Raw genomic sequence first — 21,473 nt, 5'->3', positions numbered from 1 at the left:
GGTTGTGTGCGAAGGGTTCTTCTCATGGCAAACACGACGATCACCAGCGATCGCGAACGGTCCGCTCTCCGCCCCGCCGACGCGGAAGGGGACGGCACGGCGCAGCCGGACGCCGACCGGGGCACACCCGATCCGCTGCCCGACCGGGCGTTCACCCCGGCGCTGTTCGGGATCTGACGGGCGAGACCGGCATGCTCAGCCTGATCGGGCTGATCGGTGACGAGGTCCGGTGCCCGGGCTGCGTCGGCGCGGAGACAGCCCGGGCGGACCTGCCAGAACCGGCTGCCGCCTGATCACCACCGGCGCCTTTCCGAGAGGCACGGCCATGCCGCCTCCAGGAACGGGACCGCGTGCTCCGGGCCGCATCGCGACCGGCGGCCGGGGTGGGCGCCGGATCGTCGCTCGCCGAGACCGGCCCGACCGTTGTCGGCACGGTCATCGCCGCGTCGACGATCGTGGCGGTGGTGGCGCTGATCCGCGCGCAGCCGCGCTCGAGATCAGGCCCAGGTGGTAGCCGCCGTCCCGCATCATGGTGCCGTCGTTTTCCCGCCAGCGTTGTCGCCGCGCCACTCCTACCGTCGTCGCCGTGGACACTGATCTTTCGACGGCCCGGCCGGTGCTTCGTCCACGGGTGGTTGGGTTCCTGACGCTCGCTGCCGCTCTGGGCACCGCGACTCTGTATCCGCTTCAACCTTCGATCGCGGAGGTCGCTGGGTCGCTGGACGTGCCGGCCGCCGTCGTCGGCACGGTGCTCGCCTGCGGCCCGGTCGGGTATCTCGCCGGGCTCGCGGTGCTGGTCCCGCTGGTGGACCGGTTCCCGCCGAGAACGGTGGTTGCCGCGCAGTTCGCCGCGCTCGCCGTCGCCCTGGCGCTGGCCACCGCCGTGGGTTCCGCGGCGCTGCTCGGGCTCGTGCTCGCCGTGATCGACGCCGGCTCCGCGGTGGGGGCGCAGCGTAGTTCGGTGGCGGGACGGTTCGCCGAGCCGCGGCGCCGGGCGACGGTGCTCGGCGTGGTGACCGCCGGGATCTCCGCCGGCATCCTCGCCGGGCGGATCGGTGGCGGCTGGCTGACCGGGCTGATCGGCATGGCGTCCCATGCTGCTGGTGTTCGCTGGCGTGCGCGGTCATCGCGGTCGCCGCCCGTCTGGTGTTGCCCGCGACGCCCGGCCGCGCCGAGCCGGTTACCTGGCCACGCTGCGCGGGCTTCCGGGCCGGTACCTGAGGTTCCCGGTGCTGCGGCTGGCCGCCGGGCGCGGGGCCCTCTGGTTCTTCGCGTTCTGCGCGGTGTGGGCGGGCATCGCGGTCGCGCTGTCCCAGCCGCCGTTTTCGTATTCGCCGGAACGGATCGGCCTGTACGGGGCGGCCGGGCTGCTCGGCATCGTCGCCAGGCGGATCGCCGGGGTGTGGATCGACCGCATCGGCGCGCGCCGGGTGATCCTCATCGGACTCGCGCTCGCCGCCGCGGCGGCGCTGACCCTCGGCCTCTGCCTGCCGAACACGCCACTCGCGCTGGTCTGCCTCGGCCTGTTCGACGCCGGGCTGGTCGCCGCGCAGGTGGCCAACCAGAGCACCGTGCTCGCGCTCGACCCGGCGGCCGGCGCGGCCGCGGTCGACTGGTTCGGCTGGACCGCGACCGCGGTGGTCTGCGCCGCGGCGATCGTGGCCGCCGCCGGGATCACCGCGGGCAGCCGCGTCGGATCACGCTGACGCGCGCAACGTCTGGGACAGCGCGTCGACGGTCACGCCCACGATGGCCCGCAGGTGTGCCGTGCTTGCTCCGGCTCTGCTCATGACGGCGCCCCTGCAACACCTGACCGGATTCACCCACCGCTGGGTGGACGCGGACGGTGTGCGCCTGCACGTCCGTCCAAGGTGGACGGCCGGAGGGGCCGGCCGTCGTCGTGCTCGCCGGATTCCCGCAAACCTGGTGGGCCTGGCGCAAAGTGATGCTTCGCCTCTCCGGCCGGTTCCACGTCATCGCGATCGACCTGCCGGGTCAGGGGCACTCCGAGCGTGACCGCTCTCGGAGTGTCGAGTTATTCGCTGGTCGCCCACGACATCGGCGTGTGGGTCGCGTTCTCCCTCGCCCTCGGCTTCGAGGACCACCTGTACCGGGTCGCGCTGCTCGACGCGGGAATTCCCGGTGTGACGCTCCCGGAGACGATTCCCACTGATCCGGATCGGGCGTGGAAGACGTGGCACTTCGCGTTCCACACCGTGCCCGATCTGCCCGAGGTGCTGCTCGCCGGCCGCGAACGGGACTACGTCGGCTGGTTCCTGACCGCGACGGCCTTGTCTCCCGAAACGTTCGACGACGCCGAGCTCGACCACTACGCGGCGGCCGTCGCCGCCGACGGAGGGCTGCGTGCTTTCCTCGCCTACTACCGGGACGCCGCGGAGTCGGCGCGCAAGAACCGCGAGGCGCTCGAGCAGCGGCGGCGCCTGACCGTGCCGATCCTCGGGGTCTCCAGCAGCCACGGGTCCATTCCGGACATGGCTGCCTCCATCAGCCCGTGGGCCGAAACACCACCGGGATCGTCGTGCCGGACGCCGGACACTTCATCCCCGACGAACAGCCCGACGCTGTCGCCGACGCGCTGGCCGAGTTCCTCACCGACGCCCGCTGACGCCACCCCGACATTGAAACTGGGGACCGCAACGCCGCGACGTCGCGGCCCCCGGCGGGACCGTTACCGGTGTTCAGCGGAGCCGGATCGGAGGGTGGCGATGACGGCGTCGGCGATGTGGTCCAGGTGCGCCGGGGTCATCGCCGTGGACAGAGCGAGCAGCCCGTTCGTGCCGGCGAGCACGCCGCGCTCGTAGAGGCTCCACCACAGTTTCGTCGTGTCCGCGGCCATCAGCCGCAGCAGGGAGCCGGAGCCGCGCACCGCCACTCCGGCGTCGCGGAGCCGGCTGCGCAACTCGTCGCCTCGGCGGTTCAGCTCGGCGATCTCGGCGGGGCCGAAGAGGCGCAGCGCCGTGAGCCCGGCCGACATCGTGACGGGGTTGGCGCTGAAGGTCCCGCCCCAGGACACGCCGTCCGGCGTCTGCGGGTCGAACGGCGACAGGACCTCGGCGCGGCCCCCGACCGCCCCGACCGGGAACCCGCCGCCGATGACCTTGCCCACGGACACCAGGTCGGGCCGGATGCCGTACCGCTGGTGCAGTCCGCCTTCGTGCAGGCGGAACGTGATGACCTCGTCGACCGCGAGCAGCGCGCCGTGCTGCCGCGTGAGCGCGTCGAGTTCGGCCACGTAGGCGGGGTCGGCCGGGGTGAGGCCGGCGCGGTTGGGCATGAGGTCGATCAGCACGGCCGCGACCCGGTCGCCGTGGTCCCGCATCGCCGCACGCAACGCCGGAAGGTCGTTCTGCGGCAACACCAGCACCGAGCCGGGCACCACCCCGGGCGCGCCGGGCGAGACGACGGCGTCGCCGGTGCCGTGGTAGCTGCCCTCGAACCGCACGATCAGCTCCCGCCCGGTGTAGGCCCGGGCCGCGCGCAGGAGCATGAGCACTGCCTCGGTGCCCGAGTTGCAGAAGCGCCACTGCTCGATCCCGGTGCGGTCGCGCACGTGCTCGGCGAGCGCCACCTCCGAGGCCGTGGGGAGGCCGAACGCGGTTCCGCTGCGCGCGGCTTCGAACGCCGCTTCGAGCACTTCGGGACGGGCGTGCCCGTGGATGAGCGACGTGTAGTTGTTGTTGCAGTCGATGACCCGGTGTCCAGTGTGGTCGGTGACGATCGCGCCCTCGCCGCGCACCGCGTAGGGCGGGTGCGGCGGGACGAACAGAGTCGTCCGGGTGTTGCCGCCCGGCAGTACGCGGCGGGCGCGCTCCACGACGCTCACGAAGCGCTCCGCACCTTCGTCGCGGAACCGGCGCCGGTCAGTTCGCCGCCGCGGGTTTCCCGGGTCAGCAACGCGGTCCCGGCCACGAGAGCGAGCGCGGCGCACACGTACACCACCACGAGAGTGGTCGAGTCCGAAGCCCGCAGCAGCGCCACGGCGATGGTCGGGGCGAGGCTGCCGCCGACGATCCCGGACAGCTGGTATCCCAGCGAGGCACCGCTGTAGCGGTGCCGGGTGTCGAACAGCTCGCAGATCCAGGACGCCTGCACCCCGTACATCGCGGAGTGGAAGAACAGGCCGCCGACCACGGCGAGCAAGATCAGGCCGGTATTCTTCGAATCGACCAGCGGGAAGAACGCGAACATCCACGCGAACGCCCCGACCGCGCCGAAGACGGTGACCTTGCGGCGGCCGTACCGGTCGCTCAGCGCCGCGAACGCGGGGTAGGTGAACAGCTGCATCCCCGCGCCGACCAGCGCGGCCAGCAGCCCCACTCCGCGGGGAAGGCCGAGCCTCGTCGTGACGTAGGTGAGCAGGAAGGTCACCAGCAGGTAGTAGAGGATGTCCGCCCCGGCGCGGATGCCGACCACCCGCAGCACGTCCACCGGCTGCGTCTTGAGCAACGTCAGGATCGGGGCGCGCTCGGGGGCGGCCTTCTCGAACGCGGGTGATTCACCGACCTGGCGGCGGATGTAGACGCCGATGAGGACGACCACGACGGACAGCAGGAACGGCACCCGCCAGCCCCACTGCAGGAAGGCGTCGCGCGAAAGTATGCCCGACATCAGGTACAGCACGGCGGTGCTGACGAGCGTGCCGATCGGGACACCGACCTGCACGAAGCTGGTGAGGAAGCCGCGGCGCGCGGACGGGGCGCGTTCGGCGATCATCAGCGCGCCGCCTGCCCACTCACCGCCGAGTGCGAACCCCTGCGCCAGCCGCACGACGATCAGCAGGATCGGCGCGGTGACGCCGATCGTCGCGTAGCTCGGGATCAGTCCGATGAGGACCGTGGAGGCGCCCATGAGGGACACGGTGAACAGCAGGACCTTCTTGCGGCCGAACCGGTCGCCGTAGTGGCCCGCGACGATCCCGCCGATGGGGCGCGCGACGAACCCGATGGCGAAGGTGAGGAAGGACAGCAGGGTTCCGGTGAGCGGGTCGAACGTGGGGAAGAAGACCTCGTTGAAGACGAGTGCCGCGGCAGAGCCGTAGAGGAAGAAGTCGTACCACTCCAGTGATGTTCCGACGAGGCTGCCGAGGATCGCTTTGCGGATGGGAGTGTCCGCGGTGGTTTCGGACATGGCTTTCTCCAGCTGGGGGAGTAGGGGCGGGCTAGGCGGTGTGCGCGTAGATCCTTCGTGCCGTTTCGTCGTCGAGGTAGCCGTGTTCGAGGTCGGTGGCGACGGCTTCGGGGTCGCGTTCGGCGGTCGGCCCGTATCCGCCGCCGCCGGGGGTACGCAGGCACACGATGTCGCCGGCGCGCAGCAAGACGTTCTCGCCCTTGCTGATCATCGGGAGGGCGACCTGCTCGCCGCCGATGCGGAACCACGGCGACGACGGTTGTCCCGGTGTGCCGCCGGCGCGCCCGACCGGGGCGGTCTTGGCCTGGTCGCCGAGCAGGCTCGCCTGCCCTTCGGCGGCGGTGAACTCGAACTCGAAGTGCACGCCGAACCCGCCGCGGTGCCTGCCGTGCCCGGCCGATCCGTCCCGCAGGCCGTACTTGCGGAACCGCAGCGGGTAGCGCTGTTCGAGGGTCTCGATCGACTGGACGCGCCCGATGCTCATCAGCGAGCAGCCATTGGACAGCCCGTCCCCGGCCGGGTGACCGCCGTAGCCACCGCCGAGGAACACGTACAGCACGAACGGGGTGCCGTCCTCGCGCACACCACCGATGGAGAGGTTGTTGACCGTCGCGGACGACCCGGCAGGCACCCGGTCGGGTGCGGCTTCGGCGAGCGCGCCCATGACGGCGGTGATGATGCGCTGGCTGGTCTCCGCCGCGCACCCGGCCACCGGCCGCGGCGGTTTGGCGTTGAGGAACACGGTGTCCGGGATGACGAACGTGATCGGTTCGAAGATGCCGGAGTTGATCGGGATGTCGGGAAACAGGTGCTTGATCGCGACGATGCTGCTGGAGACGGTCGCGGCGTACACGGAGTTCATGGGGCCCTGGCAGGGCGGCGAGGAGTGGCTGAAGTCGATGGTGAGCTCCTCGCCGGCGACGGTGATCCGCGCGTCGATGCGCAGCACCTCGTCGGTGATGCCGTCGTTGTCCATCTCCTCGACGAAGGAGTAGGTGCCGTCCGGGATCTCCGCGATGTAGGAGCGCATCTGCCGCGCCGACCGTTCTCGCAGCGCGTCGATGACCGCGCGCACCTGGTCGGGCCCGTACTCGTCGAGGAGCTCGGTGAGACGCGTTTCGCCGGCGCGCAACGCGGTCGCCTGGGCGTCGATGTCGCCGAGGACGTCGTCGGGCAGCCGGGAATTGGTTTGCAGGATCGCGACGATGTCGGCGTTGAGCTCGTCTCCGCTGAACAGCTTCACCGGCGGCAGGCGCAGCCCTTCCTGGTAGCAGTCGGTGGCCGCGGCACCGAACCCGCCCGGCACCCGGCCGCCGAGGTCCGGCCAGTGCCCGGTGTTGGCGAGATAGGCGAACAGTTCGCCGCGGTAGAAGAACGGCCGCACCATCTTGGTGTCCATGATGTGCGTGCCACCGGCGAACGGGTCGTTGACGATGAACGTGTCGCCCTGCCGCACCTCGCTCGCGCCGGCGATCACGCTCGCGACCGTGTACTGCATGGTGCCCACGAAGATCGGCAGCCCCCGGTTGCCCTGGACGATCATGCTGCCGTCGACAGGGGAGTAGATGCCGTCGGCGCGGTCCCAGGCGTCGGAGATGACCGGGGAGAACGCCATGCGTTCGAAGACGGTGTCCATCTCGTCCGCGATCTGTTCGAGCCTGCCGCGGATGACGGCGATGGACAACGGGTCGAGCTCGGTCATGATGCCACCTTCACGATGAGACTGCCGTTGGAGTGCACGGTCGTGGTCGTCGCCGGGGGGAGCACGATCGTGGTGTCGCTCTGTTCCACGATCGCCGGCCCGGCCAGGACCTCGCCCGGGCGGAGGTGTTCCCGCCCTAGCACGGGAACCGTGTGGCTGCCGTCGGCGAACACCACGGTCCGCTCCCGGGGTGCCGGGTGTTCGCCCGGTGTGGTCACCACCTGCTCGACGGGCTTGCGCTTGCCGGCCACCACGGTGCGCAGGCTGATCAACCGGATCGAGCCGGAGGGGTTGCGGCCCTGGTAGATCGCGAGGTACTCGCGGTGGAACTCCTCGGTGAGCTTCGCCGGGGTCCAGGCTTCGCGGTCGCCGCCGAGCGGGACGCGGATCGAGTAGAGCTGCTTGGCGAAGCTCATTTCCGCGACGTGCTCCACGGCGATGTCCTCGTCGCCGAACCCGTCGGCCTCCAGGGTCTTGCGGCCCAGCTCGGCCTGGTCGGCCAGGATCCGCTCGATCCCGCCCGCGGTGCAGTCGTCCACTTCGGATCCCACGGCCGTGACGTAGTCGTACTTCACGTCGGCGATCAGGCAGCCGTAGGCGGACAGCGCGCCGGGGTGCGGGGGGACCAGGACGGTGGTGGCGCCGACAGCCCTGGCCAGCTCGGCGACGTGCATGGGGCCGGCGCCGCCGAAGCCCACCAGGGCGAACTCACGGGGGTCGTGTCCCTTGTCCACGCTGACCATGCGGATCGCGTTGGCCATCTTCTCGTTGGCGAAGCGGATGATCGCGAGCGCCGCGGCGGTGACGTCGAGTCCGAGGGGTTCCGCGACGTGCGCCCGGACCGCTTCGACGGCGGCGTCGCGGTCGAGCGTGAACCCGTCCTGCGTGCCCAGGCGCTGCTCGGCGGAGATGCGGCCGAGCACGATGTTGGCGTCGGTGACGGTCGGGCGGGTGCCGCCGCGGCCGTAACACGCCGGACCCGGATCGGAGCCCGCGCTTTCCGGCCCGACCTGCAGGATCCCGGCCCGGTCGACCGAGGCGATGGACCCGCCGCCCGCGCCGATGGTGGTGATGTCGATCATCGGGACCTTGATCGGGATGCCGTAGTCGATCGCGCTCTCGGCGGTCACCGCGGGCCGCCCGCCGGGGATGAGGGCGACGTCGAAACTGGTGCCGCCCATGTCGCAGGAGATGACGTCGGGCAGGCCGGCGGCCTCACCGAATGCCGCGGCGGCGACGGTGCCCGCGGCGGGACCGGACAGCAGCGTGCGGACCGCGAGTTCGCCGGCGCGGCGGGCGGGGATCAGCCCGCCGTTGGACTGCATCACCTGCACGTCCCGGGCGAACCCCTCGTGCTTCAGGCGTTCCTGCACGGCGCCGAGGTAGCGCGACATCGGCGCGCGGACGAACGCGTTGACCACCGTGGTCGTGGCCCGTTCGAACTCGCCGGGCTCCGGGCACACCTCGTAGGAGGCCGTGACCTCGACGTCCGGCAGCAGCCGGCGCAGTTCGTGGGCGAGTGTGCGCTCGTGGTCGGCGTTGGCGTAGCTGTTGAGCAGGCAGACCGCGACACTTTCCACCTCGGCCGCCCGCAGCGCGTCCGCCACGGCCCGGACCGAGCCGGCCGAGAGGGGCTCGACGACCCGGCCGTCCGCGTCGACGCGTTCGTCCACTTCGAACGACCGGCTCCGTGGTACCAGCGGGCGGTAGGCGCCGGTCAGGCCGTAGGTCGTGGGCCGGTCGCGCCTGCGCAGTTCCAGCACGTCCCGGAAGCCGCGCGTGGTCACCAGCGCGGTGCGCGATCCCTTGCGCTCCAGGACCGCGTTGGTCGCCACGGTCGTTCCGTGCACGACGGCGTCGAGTTCGCCGAGCGGAACATCGAACTGCCGCAGCCCGGTGAGCAGCCCGTCAGCCTGGCGCCCGGGGGTGGAGAACACCTTGGCGAGGCGGAGTTCCCCCGTCCCGGGGTGGTGGAGCAGCACGTCGGTGAACGTGCCGCCGACATCGATTCCAGCGACGATCTCCATGTGGGGGTGAACCTCTTCCTCAGCCGGTCAGCGCCGGCTGGACAGTAGTTCGGTCATCTTGTGCGCGGCCTCCGCCAGCGGTTCGATCCACTGGTCCGCGCGGAACCGGCTGGTCGGCCCGGCGACGCTGAGCGCGGCGATGTACTGCCCGCTGCCGTCCGCGACACCGGTGGCGATGCCGGAGATCCCCTCGGCGTACTCCTCGTCGTTGAGGGCGTACCCCTGGCGGCGGATCTCCGGGAAGGTGGCCTTGAGCTGCGACTTGGTGCGAATGCTGTGCACGGTCACGTGCGGCAGCACCTCCTCCGGGTACAGGCTGTCGACCTGCTCCTCGGGCATGTGGGCGAGGAGGAACTTCCCGGACGCGCAACTGATCAACGGCATCCGGGTGCCGACGCCGATCTCCGCGCGCAGCACGTGCTTCGTTTCGAAGCGCTGGATCATGATCGCGTCGCGGTTGCGCAGGACCGCCAGTGAAACGGCTTCACCGCACAGGTCGGCGAGTGCGCGCATCGGGGTGATCAGGTCCCCGCCGAAGCGGGCCGCGTCCGGCACGGCCGAGCCGACCTCGAACGCGGTCAGGCCCAGCCGGTACCGGCTGTCCGCGGTGCGCTCGACGAAGTCCTGTTCGAGCAGGGTCGCCAGCAGGAGGTGGGCCTTGCTCTTGGCGATGTCCAGCGCTCGCGCGACCTCGGTGATGCCCATGCCGCCGGGGTTGTCGGCGAGCAGGCGCAGCACGCGCAGAGCGGTGGCCACGGTGCTGGAGGTTCGCGATGTGTTTGACATATACGAACGCCTTTCGTAAGATGCAAACACACGCTAGGTAGCGCACGAAGAGCCGTCAAGGCCTCGTGTGTTTCGTTCGTGTATCCGGTGGCCGGATCGGCCTGTCCTGCGCGGCCCGTGACCCCGGCGTCGCGGCGGACGGGTGGGCACGTGCATCGAGCGCTCTCAACGCATCAACGCCGAGGACTCCACCGCCTGCCCGGCGGTGGAGTCCTCGGCGATATCGGCGGCTTCCGCCTCTTCGCGCTTGCGGGCCTGCTCGATCGCGTACGCCAGATCCTCGCGGCGCACCACGACCAGGCCGTCGGCGTCACCGCGGATCACGTCGCCGGGGCGGACCAGTTCGCCGCCGATCTGGATCGGCTCCGCCAGAGGGCCGACGGTCTCCTTGACCGTGCCCTTGATGGACACGCTGTAGGAGAACACCGGGAAGCCCAGCTTGCGCAGCTCGGCCGTGTCCCGCACGCCGGTGTCGGTCACCAGCCCGGCGAGCCCATTCGCCTGGCAGGCATTGGCCAGCACGTCCCCGAAGGACCGGCCTCGGCGTACTCGCCGGCCGACACCACGACGACGTCACCGGCATTGTCCAGTGCTCCTTGGGGGGTCGGGTCAGGCGTCGTGCAGGGGCTCGTGGGCCCGGTTGCGCACCCTGGGCACCGCGATGAGCGTGCCCAGCGCGGTGAGGACGGCGTAGTAGGCGGGGGTGCGGACGTCGCGGGTCTGTCCAATGAGGAACGTCATCAGCAGTGGCGCGGTGCCGCCGAAGACGGCGGAGGTGATGTGGTAGCCCAGCCCGTAGGCGGAGTAGCGCACGCGGATGGGGAAGAGTTCGACCAGCAGGATGTGGATGACGCCCGTGTGCCCGGCGAAGATGACCGCCATGACGCTGGCGCCCACCATCGCGAGTGCGACGTTGCCGGTGCCGATGAGCAGGTAGCAGGGGACACCCGCGAGGGCCATCGCGATGGCGGCGCCGGCGATGACCTTCTTGCGGCCGATTTGTCCGAGAGGGCTCCCATGAACGGGATCGCCACGGAGATCGCCACGAGGCTCACCGCGGTCACCAGGAGGCCTTCGACCTTGCCGAAGTGCAGCTCCTTGCTCATGAAGGTTGCGTGCCAGGCCGCCTTCTTCCTGGAGCCGCGTGAAGTCGGGGGTGTCGGAGATGCGGCGGCGGATGTAGAGGCCGGTGATGCCGAGCGGGATCGCGAGCAGGAACGGGATCCGCCAGCCGAAGGACTGCATCCGCTCGGCGCCGAGGCCGCTGGTCATCGCGGCGGCTACGAGGCGATGGCCGTCGCGGTGATGCGGTCCCTGGCCGGCGACGGCGCGGCGACCCCGGTGCTGAACGCGCGCAACCGCGGTGCCGTGCCCGGTCTGCCCACGGACGCGATCGTCGAGGTCCCGTGCCTGGTGGACACCAACGGCGCGCACCCCATCGCCGGCGACCCGCTGCCGGAGGCGCAGCTCGCCCTGGCCCGCGCCGTGAAGACCGCCGGGCGGACGACGATCACCGCGGCGCTGACCGGTTCGCGGGCGCTGGCCGAGGACGCCTTCGCGGCGCACCCGCTGGTGGGCGACCGGTCGGTGGCGCGGCGTCTGGTGGCCGGGTACCACGCGGCGCACCCGGAGTTGCGGGCGCTGCGCTGAGGGCGCTGGTCACCCCCGCTCGCTGACCGCCGCCAGCGTCGCGCTCGCCCGGCGGACCGGGACCAGGCGGTGGCTCGGCAGCAGCCCCACGACGAACGCGTAATCCTGCCGCAGCTCCTCGTCCGCCTCTCGCCACCAGGTGGCGATGTCGTGCCAGCCCGGCGCCGCCAGCGAGCCCCCGAACTGGCGCACCGACAGCGAAGCGCGCAGCGTCGCGAACCGGACCCGTTCGGCCGGTGTCCATCCGGACAAGGTGCCCAGCACGAACGCCGCCGCGAACACGTCGCCCGCGCCCGTCGTGTCGATCGCCTCGACCGGTAGCGCCGGGACCGACACCACCTCGCCGCTCGCCCGGTCCGCGGCCACCACACCGTCCGCGCCGCACGTGATCGCCACCAGCGGCACGTGCCGGAGCAGCTCGCGCAGCGCCGCCTCGACCGTTCGCTGCCCGGTCAGCGCCAGCGCCTCGTCCCGGTTCGGCTGGAAGACGTCGCAGTGTCGCAGCTGGTCCAGCGCCTGCTCGCGGCACACGGCGGACAGCATCAGCATGACGCTGGTGATCGCCACCGGCGTGCCGAACCCGGCCAGCGCCTCCAGGAGAGCACCGAAGGAGAACGCGATGATGACGCCCTGGAGCCGCTGGTCGTCGCGGACGCGCGCGAACGAGCGGCGCAGCACGTCGAAGTGCCCGGTCGCCACCATCATGTTGTAGATCCAGCGCGTTGATCACGATCCACAGGATCGGGAAGAACCCGAACGCCGCACCCTCGGACGCGGCGAGGAACGCGGGCCCGGCGGGCATCGGGTAGACCACGACCGCGACCACCAGGGCGACCGCCAGCGAGATCAGCGCGGCCAGCCACGCGGTCATGCGCAGGATTCCGAGCAGCACGAACAGGGGTGAGCAGCGGGATCGCCGCGACGAGTGACGACCACGCGAGCGCCCGGGTCGAGAACCTGGCGGTACATCGATCACCTCACGGATGTGGAGCGTGCCGACCCGAACGCGCCCACCCGACCCCGTCGGCCGGGAGTCCCCGGATCGAGGCGTCCAGCACCTCGATCGTGTGGGCGAGCCGCACGGGCTCGCCGGGAGCGTCGAGCGCGGCGGCCACCTGCATCAGGCACCCGGGGTTGGCGGTGACCAGCAGCGGCGCACCGGTGGCCAGCACGTTGCGCGCCTTGCGCTCGCCGAGGTCACCCCCGGCTCCCGGGTTGAGGATGTTGTAGATCCCCGCGGAACCGCAGCAGATCTCGGGTTCGGGGATCTCGCGCAGTGTCAGGCCGGGGATGTCGCGCAGCAGGCGGCGCGGCTGCGACCGGATGCCCTGGGCGTGGGCGAGGTGGCAGGCGTCGTGGTAGGCGATGGTGACCGGGAGGGGGTGCCGCCGCGCCACCGTCCCCTGCTCGGCGAGCAGTTCGGACACGTCCCGCACCCGGGCGCTGAACTCGCGCGCTCGCTGCGCGTAGGCGGGGTCGTCGGCGAGGAGGCCGCCGTACTCCTTCATGGCCGATCCGCACCCGGCGGCGTTGACCGCGATCCAGTCGGCGGCGGACCCGTTGAAGACGTCGATCAGCTTGCGCGCGAAGGACTGCGCCTCGTCCTCGCGGCCGTTGTGGACGCTGAGCGCACCGCAGCAGCCCTGGACGGCGGGCGCGACGACGTCGAATCCCTCGGCGGCGAGCACGCGTGCGGTGGCCGCGTTGACGCGGGGGAAGAACTCGCGCTGCACGCACCCGAGCAACATGCCCACGGTGCCGCGGCGCGTGCCGCGCGCGCGGATCCGTTCCGGGACGCGCTGGAACCGTCCCAGTGGAGGCGCGAGCGATTCCAGCGCGGCCAGGCGGGGGAAGGCGCGGCCCAGCACGCGGCGCACCGGCCCGCCGAGTCCGCTGGCCTGGTAGGCGCGCAACGGCCCGCGCAGGGCATGCAGCCGCCGCGGGTAGGGGAAGACGCTGAAGATCGCACGGCGCAGCAGGCGGTCGCGCGGCGAGCGCGGGTGACGGCGCTCGACCTGGGCGCGGGTCGCTTCGATCAGCTTGTCGTACTGGACGCCGGAGGGGCAGGCGGTCACGCACGCCATGCAGCCGAGGCAGGCGTCGAAGTGCTGCACCATCTCCGGTGTCATCGGCTCGCCCTCGACGCCCAGGCCCATCAGGTAGATCCGGCCGCGCGGCGAGTCCATCTCCTCGCCCCACAGCTGGTAGGTCGGGCAGGTCGGCAGGCAGAACCCGCAGTGCACGCAGTCGTCCAGGAGATCGGCCGAAGGCGGGTGGTGGTCGTCGAACGCGGGCCCGGTCATCTCAGATCCCTCCTGCGAACCGTCCGGGGGCCATCAGCCGAGCCGGGTCGAACTGGTCCTTGACGCGCCGCATCAGGGTGAGCCCGCGGACCGGTCCCCACACGTCCAGCGCGGTCTTGACCCGCGGCGGCGCGTCCAGCACGACGACGTCCCCGCTCCACGACGGCGACAGCTCGCGCAACCGCGCGACGAACGCGGGAACCGCGCCGGGGTCCGCGGGGATCCCGGCGTGCAGGACGCCGACACCGGCCGAGCCGCGCACCGCCGCGCGCAGGCCGCACCGCCGCGCGGTGTCGTCGACGGCGTCGAGCAGCCGGGGCAGCCCGGCGATCTCGTGGGTGAGGCGCAGGGCCACCTCGCCGGCCGCCCACGGTGCGTGGCACCACCACGCCGGGGGTTCGTCGGCGGCCGTCGCGTCACCACCGAGCAGGTCGACCAGGGTGCGCACGCGACCGTCGACCCCCTCGGGGATGCCTTCGACGAGGACCGCCAGCGCGGCGGGGTCGCCGGCGGGGCGGTCGAGTTCCAGCGCGCTCGCGACGACCTGGGAGTGCACCACGCGCTGGACCTTGTCGTGCGTGTCGGCCGCGGACGCGACGCCGACGACGACCCACCGCGCCGCCCGCGGCAGCGGGTGCAGCCGGAACACGGCCTCGGTGACCAGCCCGAGCGTTCCCCACGAGCCGGTGAGCAGCTTGCCGAGGTCGTACCCGGCCACGTTCTTGACGACCTTCCCGCCGGCCTTGGCGACCGTCCCGTCGGCGCGCACGAGGGTGATGCCGATGAGCAGGTCGCGGACCGCGCCGTGGGACAGCCGCAGCGGGCCGGTGGCGGCGGTCGCGATCACCCCGCCCGCGGTGCCCGGCCCGGCGCCCGGTGTCAGCACCGGCGAGATGCCCAGCCGCTGCCCGGCCGGCGCGAGGTGTTCCTGCGCCGCGCCGAGCCGCGCCCCGGCCTGGACGTGCACGACGAGGTCGCCCGCGCGGTGCTCGACGATCCGGTCCATCCGCCTGGTGTCGAGGACGAGGTCGGCGCGTTCGGGCGGGCGGCCCCAGGTCAGCTTCGTGCCGGTGCCTCGCGGCACGACCGCGAGCCCGTGCTGCGCGGCGATCCGCATCACGGCTGCGGCCTCGTCCGTGGTGGACGGTGCGGCGACCAGGCGGGCGGGCACCCCGTCGACGTGGTCGGCCTCCCCGGCGGGCCACGCGGCGGCGGTCGCCGACAGTTCGCCGAGCACCAGGTCCCCGGGCGCGCGCATCAGAACACCTCGGCGATTCCCGCGTCCTGCAACGGGTGCGCACCCTTGTGCCGTCCCGGCACCTCGCCGCACAGCCGGGGGGTGGGGAAGACCTTGCCGGGGTTGGCCAGCCCGTCCGGGTCGAACGCGCACCGCAGCAGCTGCATCGTGTCGAGGTCGGCCTCGGTGAACATGCGGGGCATGAACTTCGCCTTGTCCGAGCCGACGCCGTGCTCGCCGGTGATCGAGCCGCCGTGCTCGACGCACAGGTCCAGGATCGCGCCGGAGACCTCCTCGGCGCGCTCGGCCTCGCCGGGCACCGAGTCGTCGAACAGCACCAGCGGGTGCAGGTTCCCGTCGCCGGCGTGGAAGACGTTGGCGACCCGGATCCCGGTGTCCCGGGACAGCTCCGCGATGCGGTGCAGGACCTCGGCCAGCACGGTCCGCGGGATGACGCCGTCCTGGACGATGTAGTCCGGGCTGATCCGCCCGACCGCCGCGAACGCCGACTTGCGGCCCCGCCAGAAGCTCGCGCGCTCCGCGTCGTCGGCGGCGATGCGGATCTCGAACGCACCGTGCGCCCGGCAGTGGCGCTCGACCTCGGCGAACTGCGCGTCCACCTCCGCCGCGGGCCCGTCCAGCTCCACGATCAGGACCGCGCCTGCCCCGGCCGGGTACCCGCAGCGCACCGCGGCCTCGGCGGCCTCGATCGCGAGCGCGTCCATCATCTCCATCGCGGCGGGCACCACGCCGGCGCCGATGACGGCCGAGGTCGCGGCGCCGGCAGCGTCGGTGCCCGGGAAGCCGGCCAGCAGCGTCCGCACGGCCTCGGGGAGCCGGACCAGCCGCACGGTCACCTCGGTGACCACCCCGAGCGTTCCTTCCGAGCCGACGATCGCGCCGAGCAGGTCGTACCCCGTCGCGTCGGGGGCCTTGCCGCCGAGCCGCACGACCTCCCCGTCCGGGGCGACGAACTCCGCGCCGGTGACGTGGTTGGTGGTGAACCCGTACTTCAGGCAGTGCGCGCCGCCGGAGTTCTCGGCGAGGTTGCCGCCGATGGAACAGATCTGCTGGCTGGAGGGATCGGGTGCGTAGTAGTAGCCGTCGGCCCCGGCCGCCCTGGTGATGTCGAGGTTGATCACCCCGGGTTCGACGACGGCGCGCTGGTTCGCCGGATCGATCTCGACGATGCGGCGCAACCGGGAGGTGACGATCAGGACGCCGTCGGCGTGCGGGAGGGCGCCGCCGGACAGCCCGGTGCCGGAACCGCGTGCGACGAACGGGACGCCGGCCTCGGCGCACGCCCGCACGGTCGTCACGACCCCGGTCGCGTCGGCGGGCAGGACCACGAGGGCGGGGGTGACCTTGTAGTGGGCGAGCCCGTCGCATTCGTAGGTGCGCAGCCGCTGGTGATCGTCGATCACCGCGTCCGGGCCGAGGGCCGTGCGCAACCGCCTGGCCAGCCCGGTGATCGCGGACCGGCGGGCCGGTGCCTCGTCGATTGTCATGCGCGCCCTCCGTGCTGGCTTGCAACGGGTGTGGACGGGCCGATCGACTCGCGGGGACGTCGATGTCCTGGTGAAACCGTAGGATCCGGCTCCGGCGCCGTCAAACCGTGTGTAACAGGTGCTACATTGCTGTCTGTGACAGATTTGGAGCCGGTTCGCTGGCTGGTGCTGGTGGTGCGGGTCCCCGCCTCGCCGTCGCGGCACCGGGTGGCCGTGTGGCGGGAGTTGCGGCGGGTCGGCGCGTTGTCGCTGGGCCAGGGCACGTGGGCGGTCCCCGACGTGCCGGGGTTCGCCGACGGCGTGTCGCGCGTGCTCGAACTCGCCCGGCGCGGCGGCGGCGAGGTGGTCGTCCTCGACGCCGCCGGGCGCGCCGAGGAGGACGGAGCGCGCCTGGAGGCGCTGTTCACGGCCGACCGCGAGGAGGAGTGGGGGAGTTCGTGGCCGACTGCGGCAAGTTCGAGGCCGAGATCGACAAGGAGATCGCCCACCGCAAGTTCACGATGGCCGAGCTCGAGGAGGAGGAGCAGAGCCTGGAGCGGCTGCGCCGGTGGCACCGGGACCTCAAGGCGCGCGATGTGTTCGGGGCCCCGCGTGCCGCGGAAGCCGCCGAGCGGCTGGAGCGGTGCACGGCGCAGCTGGCGGACTACACGGAGCAGGTCTTCGAGGCGTTGCACCAGATGTGAGGAGGTGGCGGTGAACACCCAGCTCTTCCTCTGGGTCAATGATTTCGCCCGTGGCACGCCCTGGCTGCACGCTGTCGTGGCGGGGTATGCGGCCTACGGGCTGGTCGTGTTCGCGGCGCTGATGGTGGCGGGCTGGTGGTCGGCCCGCGGGCAGGCGGCCGTGCCGCCGATGGCCGCCGCGATCTGGACCCCGCTGGGCATGCTCGCCGCGCTCGGCGTGAACCAGCCGGTCGCCGACCTGGTCGGAGAGGCCCGGCCCTACGCGGCGATGCCGGGTGTTCTCGTGCTGGCGCACCGCAGCACCGACCCGTCCTTCCCGAGCGACCACGCTGTGATGGCGGGCGCGGTGACCGCGGGACTGTTCCTGGTGCGGCGGAGCCTCGGTGTGATCGCCGCGGTGGCCGCGATCCTGATGGCCTTCTCGCGGGTGTACATCGCCGCGCACTACCCCGGGGACGTGCTCGCCGGGCTCGTCCTGGGCGCCGTGGTGAGCCTGGCCGGCTACCTGGTGGTGCGGCGGCCGCTGGAGTGGCTGCTCCGCCTGGCCGAGCGCTCACCGCTGCGGCCGCTGCTGACGACCGCCCCGCAGAAGGGCTCGGCATGACCGGGACCGGCACCACCACCCACCGGCGCGCGTTGCGACCCCTGTACGCGGCCGGGTTCGTCACCGCCTTCGGCGCGCACAGCATCGCCGCCGGGCTGGGCGCGTACACGCACGGTCAGCACGCCTCCCTGCTCACGCTCGGGTTGCTGCTCGCCGTCTACGACGGGGCGGAGGTCGTGCTGAAACCCGTCTTCGGGTCGCTGGCCGACCGCATCGGGCCGCGCCCGGTGCTGCTGGGCGGGTTGCTGGCGTTCGCGGTCGCGTCCGCCGCGTTCGTGGTGGCGGGCAACCCGGCGCTGGTCGGGCTGACGCGCCTGGGACAGGGCGCCGCCGCCGCGGCGTTCTCGCCCGCGGCAGGGGCCTTGGTCGCCCGGCTCTCCCTGGTGAAGCGGCAGGGCCGGGCGTTCGGGGGTTACGGCGCGTGGAAGGGTCTCGGCTACACGCTCGGACCGGTGCTGGGCGGCGCGCTGATCACCGTCGGCGGGTTCACACTGCTATTCGCCGTTCTCGCGGGGCTCGCGGTGCTGGCCGCGCTGTGGGCGGCGCTGGCCGTCCCGGCGGTGCCACCGTTGCCCCGTGCCCGCCAGACGGTGTTCGACCTGGCCCGCCGGCTGGGACAGGCGAACTTCCTCCGTCCTACGGCGACCCTCGCCGCGGCGACCGGGGCGTTGGCCGTCGGCGTCGGGTTCCTCCCCGTGACCGGCGCGGCCGCCGGGCTCGGGCCGCTGGCGACCGGGGCGGCGGTCTCGGTGCTGGCGGTGTGCTCCTCGCTGGTCCAGCCCTGGGCCGGACGCGCCCGCGACGCGGGCCGGCTGCGGGAGGGCGCGGGCATGGCCCTCGGGCTCGCCGCGGCCGCGGCGGGGCTCACGATCGCGGCGCTGGTGCCCGGGATCGGCGGGGTCCTCGGCGCGGCGGTGGCCGTCGGCGCCGGGGTCGGTCTCGCCACCCCGCTCGGGTTCGCCCACCTGGCCGCGACGACGCCCCCGGAACGCCTCGGCCAGACCATGGGGGCCGCCGAGGTCGGCCGCGAACTCGGCGACGCCGGGGCGCCGCTGCTGGTGGGCGCGGTGGCCGTGACGTCGTCGCTGGACGCCGGGCTGGTCACGCTGGCCGCGGTGATGGCGGTCGCCGCCGTGGCGACCGGTCTGGAGCGGCGGTCGTGAAGCCCGGCCGGCTCGCCTGCGCCCTCGCCGCGCTGGCGCTGCTCGTGCCGGCCTGCACCGCGCCCACGCCTGCGCCGCCAGTCGCGCCCACACCCGCGCCGCCCGCTCCGGCGCCGGGAGCCGAGCGGGGCACGCCGGGCTGGGAGATCACCCATCCCGGTCCGGAGCACGGGATCGAGGGCTACGCCGACCGCACGAGCGCGCTGCCCGGGGACACCGTGCGGTTGTTCGTGAGCACCACGGCCGCGCGGTTCACCGTGACCGCGTTCCGCATGGGCGCCTACGCCGGCTCGGACGCGCTCCGCGTGTGGCAGTCCGCCCCGGTGCCGGGCCGTGTGCAGGCTCCGGCTGTGGTGCAGGCGCCGACGAGCACGGTGGTGGCGCCGTGGCAGCCGTCGCTGGAGGTGCCGACGGGGGGCTGGGCGCCGGGGGACTACCTGCTGCGCCTGGACGGCGACAACCAGGCCCAGCAGTACGTGCCGCTCACCGTGCGCACCCCGTTCAACGCCTGCCGGATCGTCCTCGTCAACGCGCTCACGACCTGGCAGGCCTACAACCGCTGGGGCGGCTACAGCCTCTACGACTCGCCGAGCGGCCGGAAGCCGCAACGGTCCCGCGCCGTCTCGTTCGACCGGCCCTACCAGGCGCGCGACATGCGGGCCGCGGGCGATTTCCTGTTCTTCGAGCTGCCGATGGCGCGGTTCGCCGAGAGCCTGGGGCTGCCGCTGGGCTACACGACCGACGTGGACCTGCACGCCGATCCGCACCTGCTCGACGGCGCCCGCGCCATGATCACCCTCGGCCACGACGAGTACTGGTCGAGCGCGATGCGCGCGAACGTCAGCGCGGCCCGCGACCGCGGCGTGAACCTGGCGTTCCTGGGCGGCAACGAGATCTACCGGCACATCCGGTTCGCGCCGTCGGCTACCGGCCCGGACCGGGTCGAGATCGACTACAAGTCGTTCGGCGAGGATCCGGCCCGGCTGACCGATCCGCTGGAGGCCACCCCGGAGTGGCGCTCGCCGCCGTACCCGAGGCCGGAAAGCGTGCTGCTCGGCAACTTCTACCAGTGCAACCCGGTGCACGCCGACCTGGTGGCCGCCGCCGAGCAGAACTGGCTGCTGGCCGGCATCGTCCACACCGGACAGCACCTGCGCGGTCTGGTGGGCGATGAGTACGAGCGGGTGGACCTCGCGGTGCCGACGCCACGCCCGATCGACGTCCTGTTCCATTCGCCGGTCACGTGCGGCGGGAAACCGGACTTCGCGGACACGACGTACTACACGACCTCATCCGGCGCGGCTGTGTTCTCCGCCGGCACCCAGTACTGGATCTGCGGCCTCGACCCGGGCTGCCCACAGTCCGGCGGCGATGCGGCCGCGGGCGCGGCCATCCGCGCGATCACCGAACGGCTGTTGCGAGCCTACGCCGCCGGCCCCACAGGAGCCGCGCACCCGGCGGCCGACAACCTGGCCGCCCTCGGCATCCACTAGGCCGACGCCGGTCCGGTGGCGGGCCGCTGAGAGGACGCTGAGCGCGGGGGCATCGTGATCCCGTGCGCCCCGGCGGTGCGGCCTCTAGATTGGCGCCTCGTGACCGTCCTCGCGGAGACGCCGCTGACCGGCTGGTGGCCGGTCCGCGTCCTGCTGCTGGTCGCGCTCGTGGGCGCCGGGCTGCTCGCCTGGTTGCTGCGGCGGCGCTGGGCGCGCGTCACCCTGGCCGCCGTCGCGTTCGTGCTGGCCGTCGCGAACGTGCTCGCCGCGGTCAACGCCTCCTACGGCTACTACCTCACGGTCGGGCAGGTGATCGGGCTGCCCGGGCGGGACGCCGCATCAATGCGGCAGCTCGGGCAGTCCGGCGTGCCCGGTTCGGGGAGGCTCGTCACGATCACGATCCCCGGACCGGCGTCGCACTTCGACACGCGCCCGGCCCAGGTGTACCTCCCGCCCGCGTGGTTCGCCCGTCCCCGCCCGAAGCTGCCCGTCGTGGTGCTGCTCCACGGCACGCCGGGGGCGCCGGGGGACTGGACCGGCGGCGGCGACGCGACGACCACTCTGGACAGCTGGGCCGCCGGCCACGGGGGCAGGGCGCCGATCGTGGTGATGCCCGACATCAACGGGGAGTTCGACGCCGACAGCGAGTGCGTCGACGGCCCGGCCGGGCGGGCCGAGACCTACCTGGCCCGGGACGTGCCCGGGTTCGTCACCAGCCGGTTCTTCGCCCAGCCGCCGGGCGCGCACTGGGCGGTCGCCGGACTGTCCGAAGGCGGCTCGTGCGCGATCACGCTCGCCTTGCGGCATCCGGAGACCTTCGCCGCCTTCGCCGACTTCAGCGGCCTGGCCGGGCCCCGCTCCGGGGACGGCAACGACCTCGGCGACACGGTCCCCGCACTGTTCGGCGGCTCCACAGTGGACTTCGAGGCGCACGAACCGGCGTGGCTGATGGCCCACCGGCGCTACCCCGGGCTCGGCGGGTGGTTCGAGGTCGGTGACGCCGACGACGACCCGCTGGCCGCCGCCCGCACCCTGGAGCCGGCGGCCGCCCGGGCGGGGATCACGACGCGGCTGGTGGTGGTGCCCGGCGGCGGGCACGACTTCGTCCTGTGGCGCCAGGCCTTCGCCGACGCGCTGCCGTGGCTGGTGTCCAGGGTGAGCGGCTGATC

The 21,473-nt window shown here is 72.7% G+C and carries 19 protein-coding genes and 4 pseudogenes; 11 read left to right on the top strand and 12 right to left on the bottom strand.

The annotated features are described in order from the left end of the window. Positions 1-24 precede the first annotated feature (24 nt). The 5 genes and pseudogenes from AMETH_RS38075 (at position 25) to AMETH_RS42660 (ending at position 2,626) form a co-directional block, all read left to right on the top strand. Positions 25-177: a hypothetical protein gene (locus AMETH_RS38075; RefSeq protein WP_017982794.1), complete on the top strand. Its 153-nt coding sequence runs from the start codon at positions 25-27 to the stop codon at positions 175-177. A 352-nt stretch (positions 178-529) separates the two neighbouring features. Continuing rightward, a pseudogene (locus tag AMETH_RS40435) lies at positions 530-1,054 on the top strand (MFS transporter); the annotation flags it as partial. 49 nt (positions 1,055-1,103) lie between these two features. Further along, positions 1,104-1,706 (top strand): MFS transporter, encoded by a 603-nt coding sequence (locus tag AMETH_RS40430; protein WP_223842868.1) that lies wholly within the window; start codon positions 1,104-1,106, stop codon positions 1,704-1,706. Positions 1,707-1,945: 239 nt separating this feature from the next. Then, complete coding sequence (locus AMETH_RS40425) at positions 1,946-2,173, top strand: hypothetical protein (RefSeq protein WP_267283487.1); 228 nt, start codon at positions 1,946-1,948, stop codon at positions 2,171-2,173. Between the two features lie 339 nt (positions 2,174-2,512). Further along, positions 2,513-2,626: an alpha/beta fold hydrolase gene (locus tag AMETH_RS42660; protein WP_017982789.1), complete on the top strand. Its 114-nt coding sequence runs from the start codon at positions 2,513-2,515 to the stop codon at positions 2,624-2,626. 63 nt (positions 2,627-2,689) lie between these two features. On the opposite strand, the gene AMETH_RS19360 is transcribed toward AMETH_RS42660, so the two are convergent. The 7 genes and pseudogenes from AMETH_RS19360 to AMETH_RS40420 all read right to left on the bottom strand — a co-directional run bounded on the left by AMETH_RS19360 (position 2,690) and on the right by AMETH_RS40420 (position 10,935). Then, complete coding sequence (locus tag AMETH_RS19360; protein WP_017982788.1) at positions 2,690-3,844, bottom strand: aspartate aminotransferase family protein; 1,155 nt, start codon at positions 3,842-3,844, stop codon at positions 2,690-2,692. Further along, the gene (locus tag AMETH_RS19355) at positions 3,841-5,148 is read right to left on the bottom strand and encodes an MFS transporter (RefSeq protein ID WP_017982787.1); all 1,308 of its coding nucleotides are present in this window, start codon (positions 5,146-5,148) and stop codon (positions 3,841-3,843) included. The genes AMETH_RS19360 and AMETH_RS19355 overlap by 4 nt, the downstream gene beginning before the upstream one ends. Before the next feature lie 31 nt (positions 5,149-5,179). After that, complete coding sequence (locus tag AMETH_RS19350; RefSeq protein WP_017982786.1) at positions 5,180-6,850, bottom strand: hydantoinase B/oxoprolinase family protein; 1,671 nt, start codon at positions 6,848-6,850, stop codon at positions 5,180-5,182. Continuing rightward, on the bottom strand, positions 6,847-8,877 hold the full coding sequence (locus AMETH_RS19345) for a hydantoinase/oxoprolinase family protein (RefSeq protein ID WP_017982785.1): 2,031 nt from the start codon (positions 8,875-8,877) through the stop codon (positions 6,847-6,849). The genes AMETH_RS19350 and AMETH_RS19345 overlap by 4 nt, the downstream gene beginning before the upstream one ends. 27 nt (positions 8,878-8,904) lie before the next feature. Further along, positions 8,905-9,633 carry an IclR family transcriptional regulator gene (locus AMETH_RS19340; protein WP_017982784.1) on the bottom strand — a complete coding sequence of 243 codons (729 nt, stop codon included), beginning with the start codon at positions 9,631-9,633 and terminating at the stop codon, positions 8,905-8,907. Between the two features lie 195 nt (positions 9,634-9,828). After that, a pseudogene (locus AMETH_RS39255) lies at positions 9,829-10,188 on the bottom strand (RraA family protein); the annotation flags it as partial. Positions 10,189-10,272: 84 nt separating this feature from the next. Further along, positions 10,273-10,935: an MFS transporter gene (locus tag AMETH_RS40420; protein ID WP_223842866.1), complete on the bottom strand. Its 663-nt coding sequence runs from the start codon at positions 10,933-10,935 to the stop codon at positions 10,273-10,275. An 18-nt stretch (positions 10,936-10,953) separates the two neighbouring features. On the opposite strand from AMETH_RS40420, the gene AMETH_RS40415 reads away from it, so the two are divergent. Then, complete coding sequence (locus AMETH_RS40415) at positions 10,954-11,313, top strand: family 4 glycosyl hydrolase (RefSeq protein ID WP_038532229.1); 360 nt, start codon at positions 10,954-10,956, stop codon at positions 11,311-11,313. Between the two features lie 9 nt (positions 11,314-11,322). On the opposite strand, the gene AMETH_RS39245 is transcribed toward AMETH_RS40415, so the two are convergent. The 5 genes and pseudogenes from AMETH_RS39245 to AMETH_RS19305 all read right to left on the bottom strand — a co-directional run bounded on the left by AMETH_RS39245 (position 11,323) and on the right by AMETH_RS19305 (position 16,361). Next, complete coding sequence (locus tag AMETH_RS39245; RefSeq protein ID WP_223843229.1) at positions 11,323-11,856, bottom strand: carbohydrate kinase family protein; 534 nt, start codon at positions 11,854-11,856, stop codon at positions 11,323-11,325. Positions 11,857-11,916: 60 nt separating this feature from the next. Then, positions 11,917-12,184: pseudogene (locus AMETH_RS37015) on the bottom strand (L-lactate permease); the annotation flags it as partial. A gap of 106 nt (positions 12,185-12,290) precedes the next feature. Continuing rightward, positions 12,291-13,616 (bottom strand): heterodisulfide reductase-related iron-sulfur binding cluster, encoded by a 1,326-nt coding sequence (locus AMETH_RS19315; protein WP_017982779.1) that lies wholly within the window; start codon positions 13,614-13,616, stop codon positions 12,291-12,293. A 1-nt stretch (position 13,617) separates the two neighbouring features. Beyond that, on the bottom strand, positions 13,618-14,874 hold the full coding sequence (locus AMETH_RS19310) for an FAD-binding oxidoreductase (RefSeq protein ID WP_017982778.1): 1,257 nt from the start codon (positions 14,872-14,874) through the stop codon (positions 13,618-13,620). Further along, positions 14,874-16,361, bottom strand: a complete 1,488-nt coding sequence (locus AMETH_RS19305) for an FAD-linked oxidase C-terminal domain-containing protein (protein WP_017982777.1) — start codon at positions 16,359-16,361, stop codon at positions 14,874-14,876. Before AMETH_RS19305 ends, AMETH_RS19310 begins: the two co-directional genes overlap by 1 nt. Here AMETH_RS19305 and AMETH_RS42655 point away from each other — a divergent pair. The 5 genes and pseudogenes from AMETH_RS42655 to AMETH_RS19280 all read left to right on the top strand — a co-directional run bounded on the left by AMETH_RS42655 (position 16,263) and on the right by AMETH_RS19280 (position 21,471). Further along, positions 16,263-17,044 (top strand): annotated as a pseudogene (locus AMETH_RS42655) (Chromate resistance protein ChrB). The gene AMETH_RS19305 and the pseudogene AMETH_RS42655 sit on opposite strands and share 99 nt — an antisense overlap. 10 nt (positions 17,045-17,054) lie before the next feature. After that, entirely contained in the window at positions 17,055-17,648 is a 594-nt protein-coding gene (locus AMETH_RS19295; protein WP_017982775.1) for a phosphatase PAP2 family protein, read from the top strand. Then, positions 17,645-18,811 carry an MFS transporter gene (locus AMETH_RS19290; protein WP_017982774.1) on the top strand — a complete coding sequence of 389 codons (1,167 nt, stop codon included), beginning with the start codon at positions 17,645-17,647 and terminating at the stop codon, positions 18,809-18,811. Before AMETH_RS19295 ends, AMETH_RS19290 begins: the two co-directional genes overlap by 4 nt. Further along, entirely contained in the window at positions 18,808-20,304 is a 1,497-nt protein-coding gene (locus AMETH_RS19285; RefSeq protein ID WP_017982773.1) for a N,N-dimethylformamidase beta subunit family domain-containing protein, read from the top strand. The genes AMETH_RS19290 and AMETH_RS19285 overlap by 4 nt, the downstream gene beginning before the upstream one ends. A gap of 99 nt (positions 20,305-20,403) precedes the next feature. Continuing rightward, the gene (locus AMETH_RS19280; protein ID WP_017982772.1) at positions 20,404-21,471 is read left to right on the top strand and encodes an alpha/beta hydrolase; all 1,068 of its coding nucleotides are present in this window, start codon (positions 20,404-20,406) and stop codon (positions 21,469-21,471) included. The last annotated feature ends 2 nt before the right edge of the window (positions 21,472-21,473 follow it).

Source organism: Amycolatopsis methanolica 239 (assembly GCF_000739085.1).
Classification (GTDB): Bacteria; Actinomycetota; Actinomycetes; order Mycobacteriales; family Pseudonocardiaceae; genus Amycolatopsis_E; species Amycolatopsis_E methanolica.
The sequence above is the reverse complement of the archived record's forward strand: the minus strand, read 5'-3'. Positions and strand labels throughout refer to the sequence as shown.

Coding starts and splice junctions, on each gene's coding strand:
- AMETH_RS38075 (WP_017982794.1), top strand. CDS start 25: ATGGCAAACACGACGATCACCAGCGATCGCGAACGGTCCGCTCTCCGC.
- AMETH_RS40425 (WP_267283487.1), top strand. CDS start 1,946: ATGCTTCGCCTCTCCGGCCGGTTCCACGTCATCGCGATCGACCTGCCG.
- AMETH_RS19355 (WP_017982787.1), bottom strand. CDS start 5,148: ATGTCCGAAACCACCGCGGACACTCCCATCCGCAAAGCGATCCTCGGC.
- AMETH_RS19350 (WP_017982786.1), bottom strand. CDS start 6,850: ATGACCGAGCTCGACCCGTTGTCCATCGCCGTCATCCGCGGCAGGCTC.
- AMETH_RS19345 (WP_017982785.1), bottom strand. CDS start 8,877: ATGGAGATCGTCGCTGGAATCGATGTCGGCGGCACGTTCACCGACGTG.
- AMETH_RS40420 (WP_223842866.1), bottom strand. CDS start 10,935: ATGACCAGCGGCCTCGGCGCCGAGCGGATGCAGTCCTTCGGCTGGCGG.
- AMETH_RS40415 (WP_038532229.1), top strand. CDS start 10,954: ATGGCCGTCGCGGTGATGCGGTCCCTGGCCGGCGACGGCGCGGCGACC.
- AMETH_RS39245 (WP_223843229.1), bottom strand. CDS start 11,856: ATGCTGTCCGCCGTGTGCCGCGAGCAGGCGCTGGACCAGCTGCGACAC.
- AMETH_RS19315 (WP_017982779.1), bottom strand. CDS start 13,616: ATGACCGGGCCCGCGTTCGACGACCACCACCCGCCTTCGGCCGATCTC.
- AMETH_RS19310 (WP_017982778.1), bottom strand. CDS start 14,874: ATGCGCGCGCCCGGGGACCTGGTGCTCGGCGAACTGTCGGCGACCGCC.
- AMETH_RS19305 (WP_017982777.1), bottom strand. CDS start 16,361: ATGACAATCGACGAGGCACCGGCCCGCCGGTCCGCGATCACCGGGCTG.
- AMETH_RS19290 (WP_017982774.1), top strand. CDS start 17,645: ATGACCGGGACCGGCACCACCACCCACCGGCGCGCGTTGCGACCCCTG.